At 63.6% G+C, this 19298-nt stretch carries 21 protein-coding genes; 1 reads left to right on the forward strand and 20 read right to left on the reverse strand.

Annotated elements, in window-relative coordinates; translation table 11 throughout:
- Nucleotides 1–22 precede the first annotated feature (22 nt).
- Genes ACYZUM_RS29160 through ACYZUM_RS29255 form a run of 20 tightly spaced genes read right to left on the reverse strand, consistent with a single transcriptional unit; the run spans nucleotide 23 to nucleotide 18126 of the window.
- Nucleotides 23–1249, reverse strand: a complete 1227-nt coding sequence (locus tag ACYZUM_RS29160) for a beta-ketoacyl-ACP synthase (RefSeq protein ID WP_473061217.1) — start codon at nucleotides 1247–1249, stop codon at nucleotides 23–25.
- Nucleotides 1249–1977 (reverse strand): 3-oxoacyl-ACP reductase FabG, encoded by a 729-nt coding sequence (gene fabG / locus ACYZUM_RS29165; RefSeq protein ID WP_108181455.1) that lies wholly within the window; start codon nucleotides 1975–1977, stop codon nucleotides 1249–1251. The genes ACYZUM_RS29160 and fabG overlap by 1 nt, the downstream gene beginning before the upstream one ends.
- Nucleotides 1970–2434, reverse strand: coding sequence for a hotdog family protein (locus tag ACYZUM_RS29170; protein WP_041074889.1), 465 nt, complete (start codon nucleotides 2432–2434; stop codon nucleotides 1970–1972). The genes fabG and ACYZUM_RS29170 overlap by 8 nt, the downstream gene beginning before the upstream one ends.
- Nucleotides 2431–3627 carry a beta-ketoacyl-[acyl-carrier-protein] synthase family protein gene (locus ACYZUM_RS29175; protein ID WP_108181456.1) on the reverse strand — a complete coding sequence of 399 codons (1197 nt, stop codon included), beginning with the start codon at nucleotides 3625–3627 and terminating at the stop codon, nucleotides 2431–2433. Before ACYZUM_RS29175 ends, ACYZUM_RS29170 begins: the two co-directional genes overlap by 4 nt.
- On the reverse strand, nucleotides 3624–4232 hold the full coding sequence (locus ACYZUM_RS29180) for a hypothetical protein (protein ID WP_183082828.1): 609 nt from the start codon (nucleotides 4230–4232) through the stop codon (nucleotides 3624–3626). Before ACYZUM_RS29180 ends, ACYZUM_RS29175 begins: the two co-directional genes overlap by 4 nt.
- Nucleotides 4232–4957, reverse strand: a complete 726-nt coding sequence (locus tag ACYZUM_RS29185; protein WP_041074885.1) for a class I SAM-dependent methyltransferase — start codon at nucleotides 4955–4957, stop codon at nucleotides 4232–4234. Before ACYZUM_RS29185 ends, ACYZUM_RS29180 begins: the two co-directional genes overlap by 1 nt.
- Nucleotides 4954–6201 (reverse strand): NAD(P)/FAD-dependent oxidoreductase, encoded by a 1248-nt coding sequence (locus ACYZUM_RS29190; protein WP_108181457.1) that lies wholly within the window; start codon nucleotides 6199–6201, stop codon nucleotides 4954–4956. The genes ACYZUM_RS29185 and ACYZUM_RS29190 overlap by 4 nt, the downstream gene beginning before the upstream one ends.
- Nucleotides 6188–7351: a sodium:proton antiporter gene (locus ACYZUM_RS29195; protein WP_108181458.1), complete on the reverse strand. Its 1164-nt coding sequence runs from the start codon at nucleotides 7349–7351 to the stop codon at nucleotides 6188–6190. The genes ACYZUM_RS29190 and ACYZUM_RS29195 overlap by 14 nt, the downstream gene beginning before the upstream one ends.
- On the reverse strand, nucleotides 7348–9687 hold the full coding sequence (locus tag ACYZUM_RS29200) for an MMPL family transporter (protein ID WP_108181459.1): 2340 nt from the start codon (nucleotides 9685–9687) through the stop codon (nucleotides 7348–7350). The genes ACYZUM_RS29195 and ACYZUM_RS29200 overlap by 4 nt, the downstream gene beginning before the upstream one ends.
- A complete protein-coding gene (locus ACYZUM_RS29205) occupies nucleotides 9671–10273 on the reverse strand; it encodes an outer membrane lipoprotein carrier protein LolA (RefSeq protein ID WP_108181460.1) in 603 nt (200 codons plus the stop codon). Before ACYZUM_RS29205 ends, ACYZUM_RS29200 begins: the two co-directional genes overlap by 17 nt.
- Nucleotides 10270–10695: an acyl-CoA thioesterase gene (locus ACYZUM_RS29210; protein ID WP_108181461.1), complete on the reverse strand. Its 426-nt coding sequence runs from the start codon at nucleotides 10693–10695 to the stop codon at nucleotides 10270–10272. Before ACYZUM_RS29210 ends, ACYZUM_RS29205 begins: the two co-directional genes overlap by 4 nt.
- On the reverse strand, nucleotides 10688–12232 hold the full coding sequence (locus ACYZUM_RS29215; RefSeq protein WP_108181462.1) for an HAL/PAL/TAL family ammonia-lyase: 1545 nt from the start codon (nucleotides 12230–12232) through the stop codon (nucleotides 10688–10690). Before ACYZUM_RS29215 ends, ACYZUM_RS29210 begins: the two co-directional genes overlap by 8 nt.
- Nucleotides 12213–13160 carry an LpxL/LpxP family acyltransferase gene (locus ACYZUM_RS29220; RefSeq protein WP_108181463.1) on the reverse strand — a complete coding sequence of 316 codons (948 nt, stop codon included), beginning with the start codon at nucleotides 13158–13160 and terminating at the stop codon, nucleotides 12213–12215. Before ACYZUM_RS29220 ends, ACYZUM_RS29215 begins: the two co-directional genes overlap by 20 nt.
- Nucleotides 13157–13891 carry a glycosyltransferase family 2 protein gene (locus tag ACYZUM_RS29225; RefSeq protein WP_108181464.1) on the reverse strand — a complete coding sequence of 245 codons (735 nt, stop codon included), beginning with the start codon at nucleotides 13889–13891 and terminating at the stop codon, nucleotides 13157–13159. Before ACYZUM_RS29225 ends, ACYZUM_RS29220 begins: the two co-directional genes overlap by 4 nt.
- Nucleotides 13884–15563 carry an acyl-CoA synthetase family protein gene (locus ACYZUM_RS29230; RefSeq protein WP_108181465.1) on the reverse strand — a complete coding sequence of 560 codons (1680 nt, stop codon included), beginning with the start codon at nucleotides 15561–15563 and terminating at the stop codon, nucleotides 13884–13886. Before ACYZUM_RS29230 ends, ACYZUM_RS29225 begins: the two co-directional genes overlap by 8 nt.
- The gene (locus ACYZUM_RS29235) at nucleotides 15560–16105 is read right to left on the reverse strand and encodes a COG4648 family protein (RefSeq protein WP_086793854.1); all 546 of its coding nucleotides are present in this window, start codon (nucleotides 16103–16105) and stop codon (nucleotides 15560–15562) included. The genes ACYZUM_RS29230 and ACYZUM_RS29235 overlap by 4 nt, the downstream gene beginning before the upstream one ends.
- Nucleotides 16102–16356, reverse strand: a complete 255-nt coding sequence (locus ACYZUM_RS29240) for an acyl carrier protein (RefSeq protein ID WP_041074867.1) — start codon at nucleotides 16354–16356, stop codon at nucleotides 16102–16104. The genes ACYZUM_RS29235 and ACYZUM_RS29240 overlap by 4 nt, the downstream gene beginning before the upstream one ends.
- 9 nt (nucleotides 16357–16365) lie before the next feature.
- On the reverse strand, nucleotides 16366–16641 hold the full coding sequence (locus tag ACYZUM_RS29245; RefSeq protein ID WP_108181466.1) for a phosphopantetheine-binding protein: 276 nt from the start codon (nucleotides 16639–16641) through the stop codon (nucleotides 16366–16368).
- Nucleotides 16625–17431 (reverse strand): lysophospholipid acyltransferase family protein, encoded by an 807-nt coding sequence (locus ACYZUM_RS29250; protein WP_041074863.1) that lies wholly within the window; start codon nucleotides 17429–17431, stop codon nucleotides 16625–16627. Before ACYZUM_RS29250 ends, ACYZUM_RS29245 begins: the two co-directional genes overlap by 17 nt.
- Nucleotides 17407–18126: a beta-ketoacyl synthase chain length factor gene (locus ACYZUM_RS29255; protein ID WP_041074861.1), complete on the reverse strand. Its 720-nt coding sequence runs from the start codon at nucleotides 18124–18126 to the stop codon at nucleotides 17407–17409. Before ACYZUM_RS29255 ends, ACYZUM_RS29250 begins: the two co-directional genes overlap by 25 nt.
- Nucleotides 18127–18488: 362 nt before the next feature.
- Between ACYZUM_RS29255 and ACYZUM_RS29260 the strand changes: the two genes are divergently transcribed.
- Nucleotides 18489–19259, forward strand: a complete 771-nt coding sequence (locus ACYZUM_RS29260; RefSeq protein ID WP_041074859.1) for a ParA family protein — start codon at nucleotides 18489–18491, stop codon at nucleotides 19257–19259.
- Nucleotides 19260–19298: the final 39 nt, after the last annotated feature.

A 19298-nucleotide genomic window follows, 5' to 3' on the forward strand; every position in this document is an offset into this window, starting at 1 on the left:
CTTCACTCCAAACGTGTTGCGGTCAGTGCCAGCGGCGGAAAATCAACGAGGTGTTGACGCCACCAAAAGCGAAATTGTTGTTCATCACGTAGTCGTGATGCATCTGGCGGAATTCGCCGCGCAGGTAATCGAGCTTGCCGCAGTGCGGATCGACTTCGTCGAGGTTGAGCGTGTGCACATACAGGTCGCGATTGAGCATTTCGATGCTGAACCACGACTCCAGCGCGCCGCAGGCCCCCAGCGTGTGGCCGAGGAAACTCTTCTGCGAGCTGATCGGCATGTGTTCGCCGAACAGACTGCTGGTTGCCAGTGTTTCGGCAATGTCGCCCTGTTCTGTAGCCGTGCCGTGTCCATTGACGTAACCGATGGCATCCGGCGTCAGCCCGGCGTCTTCCAGCGCCAGTTCCATGGCCCGGCGCATGGTGATCTGCTCGGGGCGAGTGGTGTGCTGGCCGTCGGCGTTGCTGCCGAAACCGACGATCTCGGCGTGGATCCGCGCACCGCGAGCCAGCGCATGCTCCAGCTCTTCGAGCACCAGCATGCCGCCGCCTTCGCCGATCATCAGACCGTCGCGGCCCTTGTCGTATGGACGTGGGCTGGTCTGTGGCGCGTCGTTTTTCAGGCTGGTGGCGTACAGCGCGTCGAAGACCATGGCTTCGGTCGGGCACAGCTCTTCGGCACCGCCGGCGAGCATCAGCGGCAGCCGTCCGAACTTGATCGCTTCATACGCGTAGCCAATGCCCTGACTGCCGCTGGTGCAGGCGCTGGACGTCGGGATCAGGCGTCCGGTGAGGCCGAAGAAAATGCTGATATTGGCCGCGGTGGTGTGCGGCATCATCCGCACGTAGGAGTTGGCGTTGAGCCCCTCGGCGACCGAGTTCAGCAGCATGTTGCCGAAGGCCTTGATCTCGTCGGTGCTGCCGGTGGACGAACCACACGCCACACCCATGCGCCCGTCCTTGATCGATTCGTCACCGAGCAGGCCGGCGTCAGCCAGCGCCTGCTCCGCCGCACCCACCGCCAGCCGTGACACCCGGCCCATGCTGCGCAGTTGCTTGCGGGTCCAGTGCGCCGGGACGAGAAAATCATCGATCGGCCCGGCCAGACGGGTGTTGAGTTCGCTGAAGCGGTCCCACTCGTGCATGCGGCGAATGCCGCTGCGGTTGGCCGCGAAGTTGCCGGAGATGGTCTGCCAGTCGCTGCCCAGCGAGGTGATGCCGGCCATGCCGGTGACGACGACGCGCTTCATCAGCACAAGCCTCCGTTGACCGCCAGGACCTGGCGGGTGATGTACGAAGCTTCCGCCGACATCAGGAAATTCACCGCAGCAGCGACCTCTTCCGGGGTGCCCATGCGTTGTGCGGGGATCATTTTCATCAGCTCTTCCACCGGCACGTTTTCATCCAGCATCGCTGTGTCGATCAGGCCCGGTGCGACGCAGTTAACGGTGATTTTGCGCTTGCCCAGTTCGATCGCCAACGCCTTCGCAGCGCCGATCACCCCGGCCTTGGAGGCGCTGTAGTTGACCTGGCCCCGGTTGCCGATCAAACCCGACACGGAGGTGATGCAGACGATCCGACCGGCGGCGCGACGACGGATCATCGGCATCATCACCGGGTGCAGGACGTTGTAGAAACCGTCGAGGTTGGTGCGCAGCACCACGTCCCAATCGTCATCGCTCAACGCCGGAAAAGCGCCATCGCGGGTCAGGCCGGCGTTAAGCACCACGCCGTAATAAGCACCGTGGGTTTCGACGTCAGCTTCAAGGATGGTTTTGCAGGCTTCGCGGTCGGCGACGTCGAATTGCAGGATGCGCGCGTGACGGCCCAGCGCTTCGATCTCGGCCTGTACCGCTTGCGCTTCGGCAACGCCGCTGCGGCAATGCAGGACGATGTCGTGCCCGGCCTGTGCCAGACGCAAGGCAATGGCGCGGCCGATACCACGGCTGGAGCCGGTGACCAGTACGGATTCAGTCATCGTTCGACTCCCTGGTTTGTTCAAGATATTGGCTGGGCTGCGGCGGGCGGAACACGTTCAAACGTGCGCTGGCCTCAATGCCGGGGGCGTTGATATGGCATTCGAAAACACCCATGCCGTTGTCGTCTTCCAGCGAACGAATGCCGTGGATGGTCAGTTCGCTGCCGGCCGGAAACGCCTCGACGTTGCACTCGAATTTACGTGTCCCGAGGAGGAAACCCAGCGCGACCGGGTTGCCCTTCTGCCGTGCGTGGCAACCGGCGAAGGCGGCTACGCTTTGCGCCATCAACTCGATGCCGACCCACGCCGGCAGGCTGCCGTCTGGCAGGTTGAACAAACCGTCGGGCTTGACGGTGAGGCGGGTGTGGATCTGCTCTTCGTCGAAGCTGAGGATGCGGTCGATCAGGATCATGTCGCCAGCGTGGGGCAGCAGTTCGGCGAGCGGCCAGTCATTCATGGAGCGTCTCCGATAATCAGGCTGACGTTGTTGCCGCCGAAGGCAAACGAATTGCTCATCAGGTAGCGGGGTGCAATGGACGACAGGCGTTCGCTCGCGGTCACCCACTTCAGCGCCGGCAAGTCGGGGTCGGGCTGGGCGTCCCAGACGTGGGGCGGCAAGGCTTGTTGCGGGTTGTCGGCGCTCAGGCTCAGCCAGCAGAACGCTGCTTCCAGCGCACCGGCCGCGCCGAGGGTGTGACCGGTCATCGGCTTGGTCGACGAGCAGGCCACGCCGTCGGGAAACAGCGTGGCGACTGCCAGACTTTCCATCGCATCGTTGTGCTGGGTCGCGGTGCCATGCAGGTTCAGGTAGCTGATGTGCGCCGCTTGCAACTGTGCGCGGCTCAAGGCTTTCTGCATGGCTTGCAGGGCGCCGCGACCGCTCGGTTCCGGCGCGGAAATATGGTGCGCGTCGGAGCTGGCGCCGCTGCCGAGCAGGGCAATGGCCGGGCCGTCGCTGCGCTGCTGGCTCATCAGAAACAGCACCGCCGCTTCGCCGATGTTGATGCCGTTACGGTTGGCCGAGAACGGATTGCAGCGCTGGTCGGACACCGCTTCCAGTGCGCTGAAACCGTTGAGCGTCAGTTTGCACAGGCTGTCGACCCCGCCGCACAGCACCGCGTCGCACAGGCCCAGATCAAGCAGGCGCTGTGCGCTCATCAACGCCCGCGCACTGGACGTGCAGGCGGTGGAAATCACGTAGGCCGGGCCGCTGAGCTGCAGCCAATCGGCGAGAAAGTTCGCCGGCGCGCCGAGTTCCTGTTGCCGATAGTCGTACTCGGTAGGGAACTGCTGCTCGCGAAGGTAGTGCGCCAGCCCGCGGCTGGCCTCGTCGATCCCCGAGGTGCTGGTGCCGAGCACCACGCCGATGCGCTCGCGACCATACGTCTGGATGGCCCGGTCGATGTCCTCGCGAATCTGCAGCGCGGCTTCCAGCAGCAGTTGATTGTTGCGGCTGCGCTGGTCGGTCAGTTCGGCCGGAACAGGCGCCAGCTCACCATGCACCGCCGCCACGGGCAATTCACGCTCGGCAACCCAGCCGGACTCGCGGCGCATGCCCGAGCAGTCACCGGCAAACAGGTTCTGCGCGACCTGTTGCTTGTCGCGGCCCAGCGCGCAGATCACGCCGAGGGCATTGAGGTAGGCAGTCATGGCGTCGGCTCACCGAGAGGAGAAACCCGATAGTGCGGGCCTTGGGGCAGATTCAATTGGAAACTCAACGGTTGTGCATAACGGATCGTCCAGCGCGGCGCCAGCGTGCGTTGCTCGCCCTGCTGCTGCGCGGTGGGGTAAGTGCGCGCCAGTTCGCCGGACGGGGTCAGGGCGAACAGCAGCGCGGCAAACAGCTCCCGGGCTTCGGGATTGGGCGGCAGCAGCCCGTCGGCCTGCCAGCGCCCGTCGATCAGTTGCTGACGGGCCTGGGGAATGCCCAGCGGATCCATCATCGACCAGCGGATGCCGGGGCCTTCGCGCTGGATCACCAACAGCCAGTCCTGACGCTGATCGGCCTGTTGGCGCTCGATGTGCAGTTGCAGCGGTAACGGCAGCGTCGGGTCGCTCGCGGGCAGCGGGGCCTGGCTGGCGCAACCACTCAGCAAAGCAAATGCCACCAAAATCAGCCATACCGCAAACCTTGTGGGAGCTGGCTTGCCAGCGATGGCGGCGGCACATCCAGCATTTTGGTTAACTGACACACCGCTATCGCTGGCAAGCCAGCTCCCACAGGGGTTTAGCTGTGCTGATCGAAAGTGGTACATCAGATGGATTCCTGCAATGGCTTGCGGGCGACAACGTTCACCAACGTTTCCTCACGCTCGCCAAACGGCTTCGGCCGGCGCAATCCGAACCGTTCCAGCAGTCCGAAATCCTTCGACCGGCTCCACCACAAATACGGGTACGAAACATTGCGCTCGCCAAACTCGAAACCCTGCTGGCGAATCATCTCCAGGTACTGCGCCGCGCTCTTTTGCACCTGCATCGGATGGCGGAACAGCCAGCGGATCACCCAAGTATCAATGTATGCCTCGGTGGACTCGGCGAACAGCAGATAACCACCCGGTTTGAGCACGCGGTAGAACTCGGCGAGGGCTTTTTCCTGCTCGACCAGATGATGAAAGGTCTGGTGGCAGAACAGCAGGTCAACACTGGCATCGGCCACATTGAGCGTCGCGCAGTCGCTGCCGATCAGCTCGACGTCGAAGCCCTGCCGCGCCGCTTCTTCGGCGCTCAATTGCAGGCTGTGCGGGTCGGCGTCGACGCCGATCAGATGCTGTGGGGCGAAGGTCTGGTGCAGGTGGCGGAACGATTTGCCCTGACCGCAACCAGCGTCCAGCAGCACCGGATTGGCCGGCAGCGAATCGCTGAACAATCCGCGTAAATCGTTGATCGCCACGCGCAGCACATGGTGCTGCCAGGTGTGGCTGCGCAGGAACCAGAAACCGAAGCGGGTTTCCTCGACGTAGCTGTCGCTCAAGTAATTCATGGGGCGTCCTTTGCACAGAGTTCGGAAATCATCTTCAGTCGGCGGCGTGCTTCGCTGACGAACGGATTGCGTTCATCCCAGGCGTAGCCGGCGAGGATCGAGCAGATCATTCGGCGAATGTCCGCCTGACTGTCTTGATAAAAAATCACGTCCTGAAAGGTGCCGGCATACCAGCCCTCGACGTAGCAGCGGAAGGTGTCGACGCCACGTTTGAGCGGCTCGGCGAACTCGCGCTGCCAATCGACGATTTCCCCCTGCAACTGCCGGTGCAGGACAGCGGCGGCCATGCTCGCCGAACGCATGGCGATGGTCACGCCGGAGGAGAACACCGGGTCGAGAAATTCCGCCGCGTTGCCAAGCAGGGCGAAGCCCGGACCGTGCAGGGTTTTCACATTGGCCGCATAACCGCCGAGGGTACGCGCCGGGGTGTCCCACACCGCGTTGTTCAATACAGCGGCGAGGCTCGGCGTTTCGCCGATGAAACCGCGCAGGCAGGCATCCAGATCGCTGTCGCGCCCCTTGAAGTGCTCGGCAGCAGCCACCACGCCCACCGAGCAGCGCCCGTTGCTGAACGGGATCGTCCAGAACCAGATGTCGCGGTGCTCGGGGTGGGTGGTGACGAGGATCTTCTCGCGGTCGAAGGCCGGGTTATCGATGTGATCTTCAACGTGGGTGAATACTGCCTGGCGCACCGGGAAATTCGACGGCGCTTCCAGATCAAGCAAACGCGACAGCACGCGCCCGTAACCGCTGGCGTCGAGCACAAAGTCCGCTTCGATGCGGTACTCGCTGCCGTCTTCGCGCAGCACGTCAAGCTGCGGTTTGGCCCGGTCGAAATCGACGCGGACGATGGCATCGCCGTAACGGAATTCGGCACCCTGCAATTCAGCCTGATCAGCCAGCAGCTTGTCGAAATCGGCGCGCTGCACCTGGAACGTGGTCGGCTTGCCTGCGGTGAAGGTGTCGCTGAAATCGAAGGCGCTGTAGCGCTCGCCCCAGGCGAAGGCGGCACCGGTCTTGCGCTGGAAACCGGCGGCATTGACTGTATCGAGCATGCCGGCCTCTTCGACGAAATCCAGGCAATGGCTGAGCAGGCTTTCGCCGATGGAAAACCTCGGGAAATGCTGGCGCTCGATCACCAGCACATCGTGGCCCTGGCGCTTGAGCAACGCGGCGGCGATGGCCCCGGAGGGGCCCGCGCCAATGATCACGACCTGACGGGATTCCATTTCAACGATTGGCACGTGAGCTCCCGGGCGCAGTGGCGCTGGTTTTCGTAGGCGCGCGGTGCAGGCCGATCAGGGCCGGCAACAGCGTCGCGATCAGGCCCATCAGCATCAGCGCGAAGTACAGCGCCGGACTGATGAGCTGTTGTTGCAGCAGCAGGTTGAGAAAGACGATTTCGCTCAGGCCGCGAATATTCAGCAACACGCTTTCACGCCAGCGGCTGGCGCCTTCGAACGATGCACCGGCCCAGCCCAGCCCGAGCCAGTTGCCGAGCAGTTTACTGGCAATCGGCAACAGCAGCAGCGCCGCCCATTGCACCGCGCCAAGGCTGGCCAGGGCGCTGTGCACGTCGATCTGCACGATGCCGAAGGTGAGGATCAGCGGGATCGCGATCCACGTCTGCAAGCGGCTCATCCACCGCGCCGGCAATGGCAGCACCAACGGCACTTTCAGCAAGGCCATGCACAGCAGATAACCGATGCCGAAAATCAGCGCGTTGAGTTTGTAGTGCTCGGCCAACACCAGCAGCGCAAAGAAGCCGAGGCTGTAGGTCAGCGGTCGGCGCACGCGCAACAGATGCAACAGCAGCGGCACGCAGGCCAGTCCCAGCGGCAGCAACAGACTGCTCAGATGCAGGCTGCCTTGAGCGAGGCCGAACAGCGTCCAGCAGGTCAGGTCGATGAGGATTGCGGTCTGCACCAGACGCCGGGTGGCGGCGGGCGGGTAGTCGATGTGGCGCAGGTACAGGTACAGCACCGGGATCGCCGTGATCGCGAACACCAGACCGATCGCCAGCGAGTTCAGCCACGGTTGCGCTGGCAGCAACCAAGCGGCGGCCGCCAGACCGGAGGCAAATGGCACGGCAAAACTCGGCACGGCGATTTTCACGCTCTGGCGATCCAGACGCAGGTCGATCACATCACTGAGAATGTGCCCGAGCAGCAGAGCGAAACTCAGGCTGTAGAGGTCTTTCAGCCACCCTGGTGCAATCAGTTCGGCGCCGTTGAGTTGCCAGGTCGGCTCAATCCAGAAGTACATCAACAGCGGCAAACCGAAGCTGGCCAGCAGCAACTGGCTGACGATCGGAATCAGGCCGAAGTGCCGACCGATACGGGTCGCCACGGCGAACAGCGCCAGGGCCATGAACCAGAAGCCGACGACCATCACGCTGCCGGCTCCGCGACGCTGGTGCTGTGGGCGTGACGTCCGGCCCATGGCGCGAGAATGAAGCTGAAGGCCAGCCCGAGGCTTACCGCCAGGCCGAAGTTGCTCACCGCCGGCGTGCTCGACACTGCCAGCAAACCGAACGACAACCAGGTCGTCAGCGCCGCCAGCAGGGTGCCCAGCAGACTCACCGCCGCACCGCCAACCTGTTCACGCATCAGGATCGCGTAATCGACGCTGATCGCCGTCACCAGCAGCAGGCCGAACAGGCTGAACAGGGTCAGCGGCTGGCCGAGCCATCCGAGGCTGGCCAGGCTGCACAGCGCCGCCAGCAGCGGCAGGGCGACGATGCGCAACGCGCCGCCGAAGCCGAACGGCACGATCAGCACCAGCACAATCAATACGCAGGAGGCGAGCTTCAGTTCGGCGGCGCTGATCTGGGTCGCGGCAAACACGTTGTTCAATTCACCGAGCCGATCGACCAGCATCACCCCCGGCAAGTCCAGCGCCTGCACCCGCAGCAGGGACGGATTGTTCAGGCCCTGCAGGCTGGTCATCGCCGCTACGCCGTCAGCGGTCGGGCCGAGCCACAGCGTGCGGTAGGGTTCGCCCAACGGCCCGGCCAGTGCCGCGTCGATGTCTTCGGCAGGCAGACTCTGCAACTGCTGCAACTCGGTTTGCAACGCCGCGAGCGGCACGCCGAGGTCGAGCAATGGCTGCCAGTGTTGCGGCAGTTTGCTCAGCGCTTCGCGAACCTGCTGTTGCTGGCTCGGCGGACTGAGCAACTGATCGAGGGCCAGATAGCCTTGCAGTTTGTCGAGGTTGACCAGTTGCTGCAGGCGTTCGCTCAGCGCGGCCTGACGCTCCAGCAACTCCTGCTGATTGGCCCCGCGCACCAGAAAGAACTGGCTGGTCGGCTGATAGCCGGTGATGCGTGCGATGGTCTGCGCCTCATCGGTCAGGCGTTGTGGCGCGCCGACCCATTGGCGAATGTCGTTTTTGCTTTGCAGCTGCACCAGACCGCCAGCGCAGAAGGCGATCAGCAGCGCCAGCAGCACCGGGGTGCGTACGTGTTCGAGCAGGTTTTCGCGCAGTTGCACCAAGCGCTCGGCCAGGCGCAGCGGCCATTGCGCCGGTTGCAGCTCAACGTTTTTCAGCAGGGCCGGCAGCAGGCACACCGCCGACAGATACGCGCCGAGCAAGCCGGCAGCGGAGAACACCGCGATTTGCGTCAACGCCGGAAAGGGCGTCCAGGCCAGCGCCAGATAACCGATGGCGCTGGTGATCAGGCTCAGCGTCAGCCCGGACAGGGTCAGGCGCAGCGCCGGCCAACTGCGCCACGGCTTGAGGCTCCAGCTTTTCGACAGATAGTGCAGCGGGTAATCCACCGCCACGCCGATCAGGCTGGAGCCGAGCACCAGCGTCATCACATGCATGTGGCCGAACACCGCGACGCAGGCCACCGCGCCGAACAGCATGCCCACCAGCACCGGCACGAACGCCATCAGCACCCGCCAGCGACGAAACGCCAACAGCAGCAACAGCAGAATACCGAGGGTGGCGCCGCCGCCGACCCAGGTCATTTCGCGGGTGGCTTGCTGCTGACCGTTGGCGGCGTACAGCAGACCGCTGGCGGCCAACAGTTGTACATCGGATTTCGCCGCTTGCTCGCGACTGTGCTGCAACAGATCGGCGACTTTCAGCGGCAGGTTCATGTCGAAGGCATTGCCGGTGGTGCGCGCGCGCAGCAGCACCCAGCTTTTTCCGTCCGCATCGGCGACCAGTGCGCCGCTGCCGATGTCCAGTTGCACCGCACCGTGTTTCGGCTGGCTGTTCTGGATGCGCCCGGTCAGGCCCAGCCAGTCGTCCTGGCTCGGTACCAAGGTGAAACCGTTGAACGGGTCGAACAGCGCCTGCACCCGTTGCTGAATGAACGCATCGGGATGCTCGGTCAGCAGTTGCCGGTCATCCGCCGAGAGCATCGCCAGCCGCCCTTGCAGCAGTTGCGTGCGCAGCGCCGGGAGGTCTGCCTGCAGATTCCACTGGACCTTTTCGAACAGACCGCTGGCTTGCCATTGCTCGCCGAGGGTTTGCGCCATGGCCAGCGCTTGCTGGCGATCGGCGTGCCCGACCAGCACCAGCATTTCCCGATTGAGCGGCTCCTGCATGCGCTGTTCGGCGCGCAGTTCGAGGGCGTCAGGGTTGGTCCCGGGCACCAGTTCCATGAGGTTGGCCGACAGCGGCGCACCGTCGCGCCACTGCCACCCGGCCAGCGCGACAACCGCCAGCAGCAGGATCAGGAACAGCCACGGCAGCCTGCGTTCACTCGGCAAAGTCATGTTGCTCCGCTTCGCTCAACGGCTGGTTTGCAATGCTGTCCTGCATGCGCAGCACGGTGCTGTCGCCCTGGGTTTCCAGCAGTTCGATGGTCTGTACCAGCTCACCACCGTTGATATTGATCTGATTGAACACTTGCTTGAGCAGCACCGAACGCGGGGTCAGGGTGAGTTTCCACTGCTGTGCGTCGCCGCTCAGGGCCAGTTCGAAATCCCGCTGCAAGCCGCTGCTGTCACCTTGCAGCACGGCGAGGAACAAACGGTTCTGTTCGGCCCCGGCGCTCTTGTTCGGCAGCAACTGCCAAGCGTTGCCGTCACGACGGGCGATGCCGTTGGCGGTGATGCGGTAATCCTGTTGCAGCGGGGTCTTGAGCAGCCAGAGCAGACCGTGGTTTTTCGCCAGCACGAAGCTGCCCTTGCTGAGCAACGGCTGAGGCAGGGCGCGCAGGTGTTTTTCCTGAATGAACTGGCCGTGGATAACGTCCGGTTTCGCCAGTTGTTCGCTCAGCTGTTGCAGGTCGAAGGCGTTTGCCAGCATCGACACGGCGAGCAGCGCCAGCGCGCCAAGGCCTTTGCAGAACAGGTTCATCGCAGCATCCTTTGCACCGCATCGGTGAACACTTTGGGGGAAGCCAGTTGCATTTCGCGGCTGCTTATTTCGACCGCCACCTGCACCGAGCTGGCGCGGGTCAGGCGTTCGCCGGTCTGCAAGTCGGTGATCAGATAATTGATCTTCAAGCGGTTCTCCCACTCCACCAGACTGGCGCGCACGTTCAGGCGCTGGCCGAACACCGCGCCGCGCACATAACGCATTTGCAGGTCGATGATCGGCCACGCGTAACCGGACTCGGACATCTGCGTGTAGTTGTGGCCGATCTGGTCGAGCAGCGCGCAGCGCGCCACTTCCAGGTATTTGACGTAATGCCCGTGCCAGACCACGTGCATAGTGTCGACGTCAAAAAACGGCACGAGGATTTCCGTGTCGGCGTGCAGCACTCCGGCGCTACGCATGCAGCCTCCAGTGTTGCTCGGCGATGCGTTGCAGGCACAGGCGCAGTTCGCCTTCGAGTGCACGGTCTTCGATCACCGGCGGGAAGTCCTTGGCCAGCTCTTCGTGCATGGCGGCCAGCGAAGGTGGCAGCGCACGCGCGTCTTCATCACGACCGCGCAACCACACGCCTTGATTGGCCGCGAGCAACGTGGCGGCGGCGACCTGTTCGGTCAGCTCCAGCACGCGGATCGCGTCACGGGCGGCGATGGTGCCCATGCTCACCTTGTCCTGGTTGTGGCACTCGGTGGAGCGCGAGAACACGCTGGCCGGCATGGTGTTTTTCAGCGCTTCGGCGGTCCAGGCACTGGTGCCGATCTGCACGGCCTTGAAGCCGTGGTTGATCATGGCGCGCTCCGCCGGGGCGCCGGACAGGTTGCTCGGCAAACCGTGGTTGTAGCGCTCGTCGACCAGCAGCGCGAGTTGCCGGTCGAGCAGGTCGGCGACGTTGGCCACCAGATTTTTCAGGCTGTCCATGGCGAACGCGATGTGCCCGCCGTAGAAGTGCCCGCCGTGCAGCACGCGTTCGGCTTCGGCGTCGATGATCGGGTTGTCGTTGGCGCTGTTGAGTTCGGTCTCGATGAACGAGCGCAGCCAGTTCAGGCTGTCGGCCAGCACCCCGAGCACGTGCGGGGCGCAGCGCAGCGAGTAGCGATCCTGCAGGCGATGCAGCGGCGCGGTCGGCGCGTCGATCGCCAGATCCTTGCGCAGCCACGCGGCGACCTGCATCTGCCCCGGATGCGGCTTGGCGGCGAACAGACGCTCGTCGAAGTGTTCCGGATTGCCTTGCAGCGCGACCACGTTGAGCGCGGTGATGCGCGTGGCCAGTTGCAGCAGATAGTCGGCGCGGGCGTAGGCCAGGCAGGCCAGTCCGGTCATCACCGCAGTGCCGTTCATCAACGCCAGCGCTTCTTTCGGGCGCAGCACCAGCGGCGTCCAGCCGAGTTCACGATGCACGTCGGCAGCCTGGCGACGCTCGCCACGGAACCACACTTCGCGCTCGCCGGACAGGGTCGCGGCGACGTAGGACAGCGGTGTCAGATCACCGCTGGCACCCACCGAACCTTCTTCGGGGATCAGCGGCAGGATGTCGTGCTCAAGGAAGGCGTGCAGGCGCTCCAGCAGTTCGATGCGCACGCCGGACACGCCGTGGCACAGCGACTGCAAGCGCGCCGCCAGCACGGCGCGGGTGGCTTGCGGGTCGAGCAGTTTGCCGAGGCCGCAACCGTGGAAGGTGTAGAGATGACGCGGCAGTGCCTCGACGTGATGCAGCGGCACCGCGACCACGCAGGAATCGCCGTAACCGGTGGTCACGCCGTAGATCACGCCTTCCTTGTCCAGCAGCGAATCGAGAAACCGCGCGCCTTTGGCGATGCGCTCACGGTAAGCGGCGTCGCTCTGCAACTGCACGGGCGCCTGACGGTTGGCCAGGGCCAGCACGTCTTCGATGCGCAAAGGGCGTTCGCCGAAGGTTACCGGCTCATGGGTTGGCGTCGTCATCGGTCTTCCAGAAAGGGTAAAAGTTGAACCATTGGTGCGGGGCTTGGAGGCAATAGTGACTCAGGCGCTGCGCGTAGCGGGTGGCCCACTGATGAATGACCTGCTCGCGCTCGCGGCGCGTCCACACCACGCTGTCGGCAAACGGTTCGAGGGTCAGGCGATAGTGACCGTCCGGTTGTTTCAGGCACATCAGCAGGTTGACCGGGCATTTGAGCAAACCGGCCAGCAACCACGGGCCTTGCGGAAACGCTGCCGGGTGGCCGAGAAAATCCACGCTGACGCTGCGCCCGCCGTGCAACGGCACGCGGTCGCCGGCAATCGCCAGCCATTCACCGCGCTCCAGGCGTTCGTGCAGTTGCAGCATGATCACCGGGTCCAGTTCGCTGACCTGAATCAGGCGCAGATTGGTCGCGCCGGCCTCGCCCAGCAAGCGGTTGAACTGTTCGGCGTGCTTGGTGTGTACCAACACGTTCATGGTGACCTTTTCGCCAATCTCGGCCAGTGCGCGGCACACTTCGAGGTTGCCCAGATGCGCGCCGACCAGCAGTTGCCCGCGACTGCCGCGCAGCTGATTGCGCAGCAGTGCCGGGTCGATGATTTCGATTTGCTCGATGCGCAGCTTGCCGTTCCACACGTCGAGCTTGTCGAGCAGCGAATCGGCGAACGCCATGAACTGGCGGAACACGCGCCAGTAACTCGGGCGCAATTCGGCGCGGTTGCTCCAGTCGGCCAGCCGTTGCTGGTATTGCCAGGCACTGTTGCGCGCGGTACGGCCGAACAGGAAGAAGTACAGGACGATGCCGTACAGCAGCGGACTGAGCAGGCGTCGGCCAAGCACTTTAGCGGCGACTGCGGTGAATTTCATCAGCAGGAAGCTGCCGCGCTCTTCTCGGTCGGCCCAGTGCTTCTTGTCGGTTTCGACGCTCATGTGCGCCACCGTCGCCAGAGGATGACGGGCAGGCGCAGCAGCATGCCGAAGAACAACCGGGTATGCATGCTGGAAATCAGCGCGTTGTCGAGGAACAGGCGGAAGTGCGAGACGCCGTCCAGCGGGTAATGCACGCTGGTCTGTAGCCAGCGCATCGGCTGGTTGCGCCACGCCAGGCGCACGAGGATGTCGGAGTCGAAATCCATGCGCTTGCCGACCCGCGCCGAGTCGATCAGCGCCAGCGTCGGAGTCAGCGGGTAGACGCGAAAGCCGCACATCGAATCGCGGATCTGCAGCGACAGCGTGTTGATCCAGACCATCACATGAGTCAGATAACGCGCGTACAAGCGGCCCTTGGGCACGCTCTCGTCGAACAGCGGATAACCGCAGATCATCGCGTCCGGGTGGGCGCGGGATTCCGCGACGAAACGCGCGACGTCGTGCAGGTCGTGCTGGCCATCGGCGTCCACTTGCAGGGCATGGGTGAAGCCCAGACGCGCCGCTTCGCGCAGGCCGGTCATCACCGCGCCGCCCTTGCCCTGATTGAGGGTCAGGCGCACCAGATGCACCTGATCACGCTCGGCCAGCGCATCCAGCACGCGCGCGCACGACGGGGTGCTCGCGTCGTCCACCAGAATGCACGGCAGGTCCTGGGCGAGCAGGGCGTCGACCACGGTGCCGATCGCGGTTTCATGGTTGTAGACCGGAATTACGGCGCAAGGGTTATGCATCGGCGGCTCCTAGCAGGATGCGTCCGCTGGAGCAGGTCGCGGTGTCATTGCGGTAGGCGAAATACAGCTTGCCGCGCTCGGGATCGAAACGCAGATGCAGCTGGACTTCATCGCCCGGGCGCACCAGTTGCTGGAATTTCAGCACTTCCATGCCGGCAAATTTGCCGGGCAGGTTCAGCAGTTGTCGGCCGAGGTTCAGTGCCCATTCGACCTGCACCACGCCGGGCAGCACCGGGGCTTTGGGGAAGTGGCCGCTGAAGTAGGCCAGATCCGGTGGAACACTCAATTGCAGGCTCCACTCGCTGTCGGTTTCGACTTGCTCCAGCACTTCTGGCGCTTTCGGCCGTGGCGCCAGCAACAGTGCTTCGATGTCGGCCTGGGGCAGTTTGCCCTGGCTGTTCAGCGGCAGTTGCCGCACCAGACGCCAGCGCCGGGGCAAGGCCAGCGCTTCGCAATGCTGGCTCAGGTGCTTGCGCAGGGCTTCGGTCAGGCTGCGGCGGCCGTGTTCACGCAAGGCAAACAGGCCGGCGTCGCTGAGCACCAGCAAGGCGCCGAGTACTGCGCGGTTTTCCTGAACCACGCCCAGCCGTGCTTCGGCGACCCAGTCATGGGCGCCCAGTGCCTGTTCCAGCATCGGCAGGGAAATGCGCTTCTCTTCGAGTTTGACGATACGGTCCAGCCGCCCGAGCAGTTCGAAACGCCCGTCGGCAGCGATGCACGCAGCGTCGGCGGTGTGTTCGACATGCCCCGCCGGCAAATAGGGGGAAGCGATCAGCAGGGCGCCGTCGCTGTCCTGGCTCAGTTCAACCCCGGCGAAGGGCTGCCACAGGCTGGCGCCTTGGCGCCAGGCGATGCCGCCGGTTTCCGAGCTGCCGAGGATTTCGGTCGGCCACTGTTGCAAGCGTTGCTGCAGGCTTTGCGCCGCGTCTGCGGGTAATGCGCCGCCGGAAGAAAACACCCGGCGCACGGCACTCAGTGCCGGCCAGTCGAGGTTGTCGCCCATGCGCTTGAGCAGCGCCGGGCTGCCGACCCAGGCGAAGGCCGGATGCTCGCGGCTGGCGCGTTGCAGATCTTCCGGGAACGCCAGTTGCCTGCGCACGAACGGCCGTCCCGCGCACAGCGGCCACAGCACGCGGAACAACAAGCCGTAGATGTGCTGAGTGGCGACACTGCCGATGATCCAGGCTTCACCCAGATCCGCCCCCCACAGCTGCTCCAGGGCTTCGACCTCGTTGGCCAGTTGGCGCAGGGTCTTGTCGATGCGCTTGGGCTCACCGCTGGAGCCGGAGGTGCACAGGCTCAGGCGGCACTGGTCGAGATCCAGTTCGGCGCCGGGCAGGGCAGGCTGCAACAGATCGCTCAGGTGTGAATCATCGGAGTGATCGCTTAGCCACAGATCGACTTCGCTCGACCAGCGCTGGCGGGTCTGCGCTTGCAGGTCCGCGGGCAACAGGACGCTGACGCCGGCGCGCCAGGCCCCGAGCAGGGCGATGGCGAGGTCGGCGGCATCCTCCAGATGCACCGCCATGTGCTGCACGCCGCGTGCCTGCAGGCCGGCGGCAACGCGCAGCGCCTGCTCGCGCAGTTGCGCATGGTCGAGGGCCGGGGTGTCGGTGATCGCTCGTCCCGGCAGGGCCTTGAGCAACAGTTGCTCAAGTTTTATCCAGTTCATTTACGGCCTCTTACCCGTTGTCGTATCAGCCATTCAATGGCAAACATCAGGCCGATCAATCCGTAGGAGATCAGGCCGGTGTACAACATCCACCAATGCAGCGGTGCCCACAGGGTCAGGAGCGCGGCGCACAAACCGTTGCAGAAGAAAAACACGCTCCAGGCCACGGTGACCTGACGGGTGTAGCGGATCGCCTCGGGCGGCAGTTGCGGCTCGCGCAGTCGCGCCAGGCGCTCGACCATCGGCGGGCCCCATTTCAGACTCAGGCTGAACAGCACCAGCATGAAGCCGCTGATCAGCACCGGGTACCAGCGCAGCAACAGCGGACTGTCAAACAGCGCCAGCAGCAGGCAGAACACGATCGCCACGCAGGCCATCCACAGACTGCCTGGCTTGCGCTCGCCAGTCAGGGCGCGCGCCAGCCACAGGCTACCCAGCAGCAGCCCGAACTGCCACGGGGCGAAGTGCTCCATGCCGAAATACACCGCAAAGGGGTACAGCAGCCCCGCCAGCAGCAGGCCGAGGCCGATCAATCGGCTCATGCGGCCGGTTGAACCAGACGGTAGACCGCCTCGACCACGTCGCCGACGGTGCGCACCGACTTGAATTCTTCGGCGGCGATTTTCTTGCCGGTCTGGCGTTTGATGTGATCGATCAGATCGACCGCGTCGATGCTGTCGATCTCCAGATCCTGATACAGGTTGGACTCCAGGCTGATGCGCCCCGGATCCAGTTCGAACAGCTCGACCAAGGCATCGCGCAGGGTGTTGAAAATGTCGTCACGAGTTTGCATGGTCCGGTCTCAAGCTGCCTGTTTTGCCGTGACGAATGCCGCAAGGCTCGCCACGTTGGTGAAGTGGTTACGGGTGTCTTTGGCGTCGGCGTCGATCTTGATGCCGTATTTTTTCTGGATCGCCAGACCCAGTTCCAGCGCGTCGACCGAATCCAGGCCCAGCCCTTCGCCGAACAGCGTCTGTTCGTCACCGATATCGTCGACGCTGATGTCTTCGAGGCCCAGGGCATCGATGATCAGCCGTTTGATGTCGCGCACCAGGCTAGGGTTATTCAGATCGCTCATCTTCGGCGAGCTCCTTAATAAAGTAAGAGTGCAAATAATCGTTGAGCTTGCGCGAGGCCTGCGGTGCGGGGCCTTGCGTGGCGAAAGTCTGTGGGTCTATATCGGCCCCGACACGAAAACTGAAGTGCACGCGGCGGTGGGGGATCCGATACCAGGGTTCGGCCTTGGTCAAGGTGGTCGGATTGACCTTGATGACCACTGGCGTAAGGATTTTCGCACCGCGCAGGGCAATCGCCGCCGCCCCCCGATGAAAGGCTGGCGCCTGACCGGGCTGAGTGCGCGTGCCTTCGGGGAAAATGATCAGGGTCTGGCCGTTTTGCAGGGACTCGGCGGCGGCGTCGAGCATGTCCATGCTGCCGTCATTGCTGATGTATTCGGTGCGGCGCAGCGGGCCACGGGTGAACGGGTTTTCCCAGAGGCTTTTCTTCACCACGCAATTGGCTTGACGCACGAGGCCGATCAGGAACACCACGTCGATCAGCGACGGGTGGTTGGCGATGATCATTTGCCCCGGGCGACCGAGACGTTCCGCCCCTTGAATGTCATACGTCAGCACGCCGGTGCGGGCCATGAAACGGACGAAAAACCAGAACAGCCGACTGACGGTCTGCCGTGCGCGCTGACGATGTTTCAAGGCATCGCCGGGCAGGCAACCGAGCAGCGGAAACACCAGCAGGCGCAAGCACAACCCGCCCAGCCCGAACAGCGCGAAACTTGCGGCGGTGGCCAGGAGGCGCCAGTAGTAGGCGTCGCGGTTTTTCTCGGTCACGGGTTGCGTTGCCAGGTCCATACACGATTTTTCCAGGCATGTTGGCAATGGGTTTGCTGACCGAGCAGGGTTCGCAACAGGTTCAGTGCGTGTGGCCAGTGCGCTTTGGACACTGCTTCCTGGCCGCTGTTCAAGGTCAGCCGCCAGTCGGTACCGGGGGTGAGCAGCAAACCGACCGCGTAAGGGAACGGCACGTCGTCGATCCACTGCGAATAGGCTTGGGGCGGCTGTTCTTCGGTGATGATCAGCAGCACCGCCGGAGCGCCTTCATCGAGCAGGGCGGCCGCTTCGAGAATGCCATGTTCCAGGCCATCGCCCGCTGCCGCAAGGGCCGTCATTTCGCTGGTTTCGCCGCGCATGATCGACCACAGACCGATGATCGCGTTGTGCACCGACAGGCTGAACTGCGTCGGCGACAACGGCTCGTCCTTGGCCAGGTCACTGAGGATCTCGAAGGTGCGCGGGGTTTCGCCGTGTCGTGAAACAAACACCAGCGGCAGGTTTTCCCGTCCGTCGGCCAGTGGCCAGCCGACACTGAACGCCATGCGCGCCAGACGGCTGAGGCGCCGGCGCTGCATGGCGGGCAGAAACGACACATCGGGCGCGGCATCGCTGTCCGGGAGTACGACCGGTTGTCGGCTCCAGGCCTGCCACGCGTCCACGCTGTCGAGCCCCGGGGCCCATGCGCGCCATTGGGCGATGTTGAAGTTGATCACGGATGTTCATCCTGCCCCTGCGGGCTTTTTATGACGCTTTGAGTCGCCAAAGCCGCGGCTGACCTGATGTGGCGCTTGGCGCCGGGTGGCGCGCATTATCCCGGTGCGACGAGTGTGTAGCAAATGTTGGTTACGTTTTGCGCAGCAAAATGTACCGAGTGGTCCGCAGAAAAACTGTCACTTGGCCATTATCCGGATCGTGCCGGATTTGTCTGTCGGGCCTGTCAGCGCACACGGCAGGTTTTTGCCCTCTGTGCCCGCTGATTTCTGCACCTGACTCTGTAGTCCGCGTCGTTGAAGGTAGCGAAGCGTACGCACAGGCAACTACACTCGGTCATTCTTTGATACACGGAGGTTTTGTCATGCGGCGCGTGGTGTTCAATCAGAAAGGTGGTGTGGGCAAATCCAGCATTGCCTGCAATCTGGCGGCAGTGAGTGCCAGCGAGGGCTATCGCACGCTGTTGGTCGACCTCGATGCCCAGGCCAACTCCACTCAGTATCTGACCGGGCTCACTGGCGATGACATACCGATGGGCATTGCCGACTTCTTCAAACAGACCCTGTCTTCCGGGCCGTTTTCGAAGAAAAACCAGGCCGACATCTACGAAACCCCGTTCGACAACCTGCACATCATCACCGCCACGGCTGAACTGGCCGATCTGCAGCCCAAGCTTGAGGCCAAGCACAAGATCAACAAGCTGCGCAAATTACTCGATGAGCTGGACGGCGAATACGATCGGATTTATCTCGATACGCCGCCAGCGCTGAACTTCTATGCGGTGTCGGCGCTGATCGCTGCCGATCGGGTATTGATTCCCTTCGATTGCGACAGCTTCTCGCGTCAGGCGCTGTACGGGCTGCTGGCGGAGATCGAAGAGTTGAAGGAGGACCACAACGACGGCCTGGAAGTCGAAGGCATCGTGGTCAACCAGTTCCAGGCCCGGGCCAGTCTGCCGCAGCAGATTCTCGATGAGTTGATTGCCGAGGGCTTGCCGGTGCTGCCGGTGTATCTGAACAGCTCGGTGCGCATGCGCGAGTCGCACCAGGCCAGCACCCCGCTGATCCACCTCGACCCACGGCACAAACTGACGCAGCAGTTCGTTGAACTGCACAACCTGCTCGAAGATCACTGATTTCCGGATTGCACGCCACCCTCCTGTGGGAGCGAGCCT

It is taken from the genome of Pseudomonas sp. m6p (assembly GCF_055760375.1).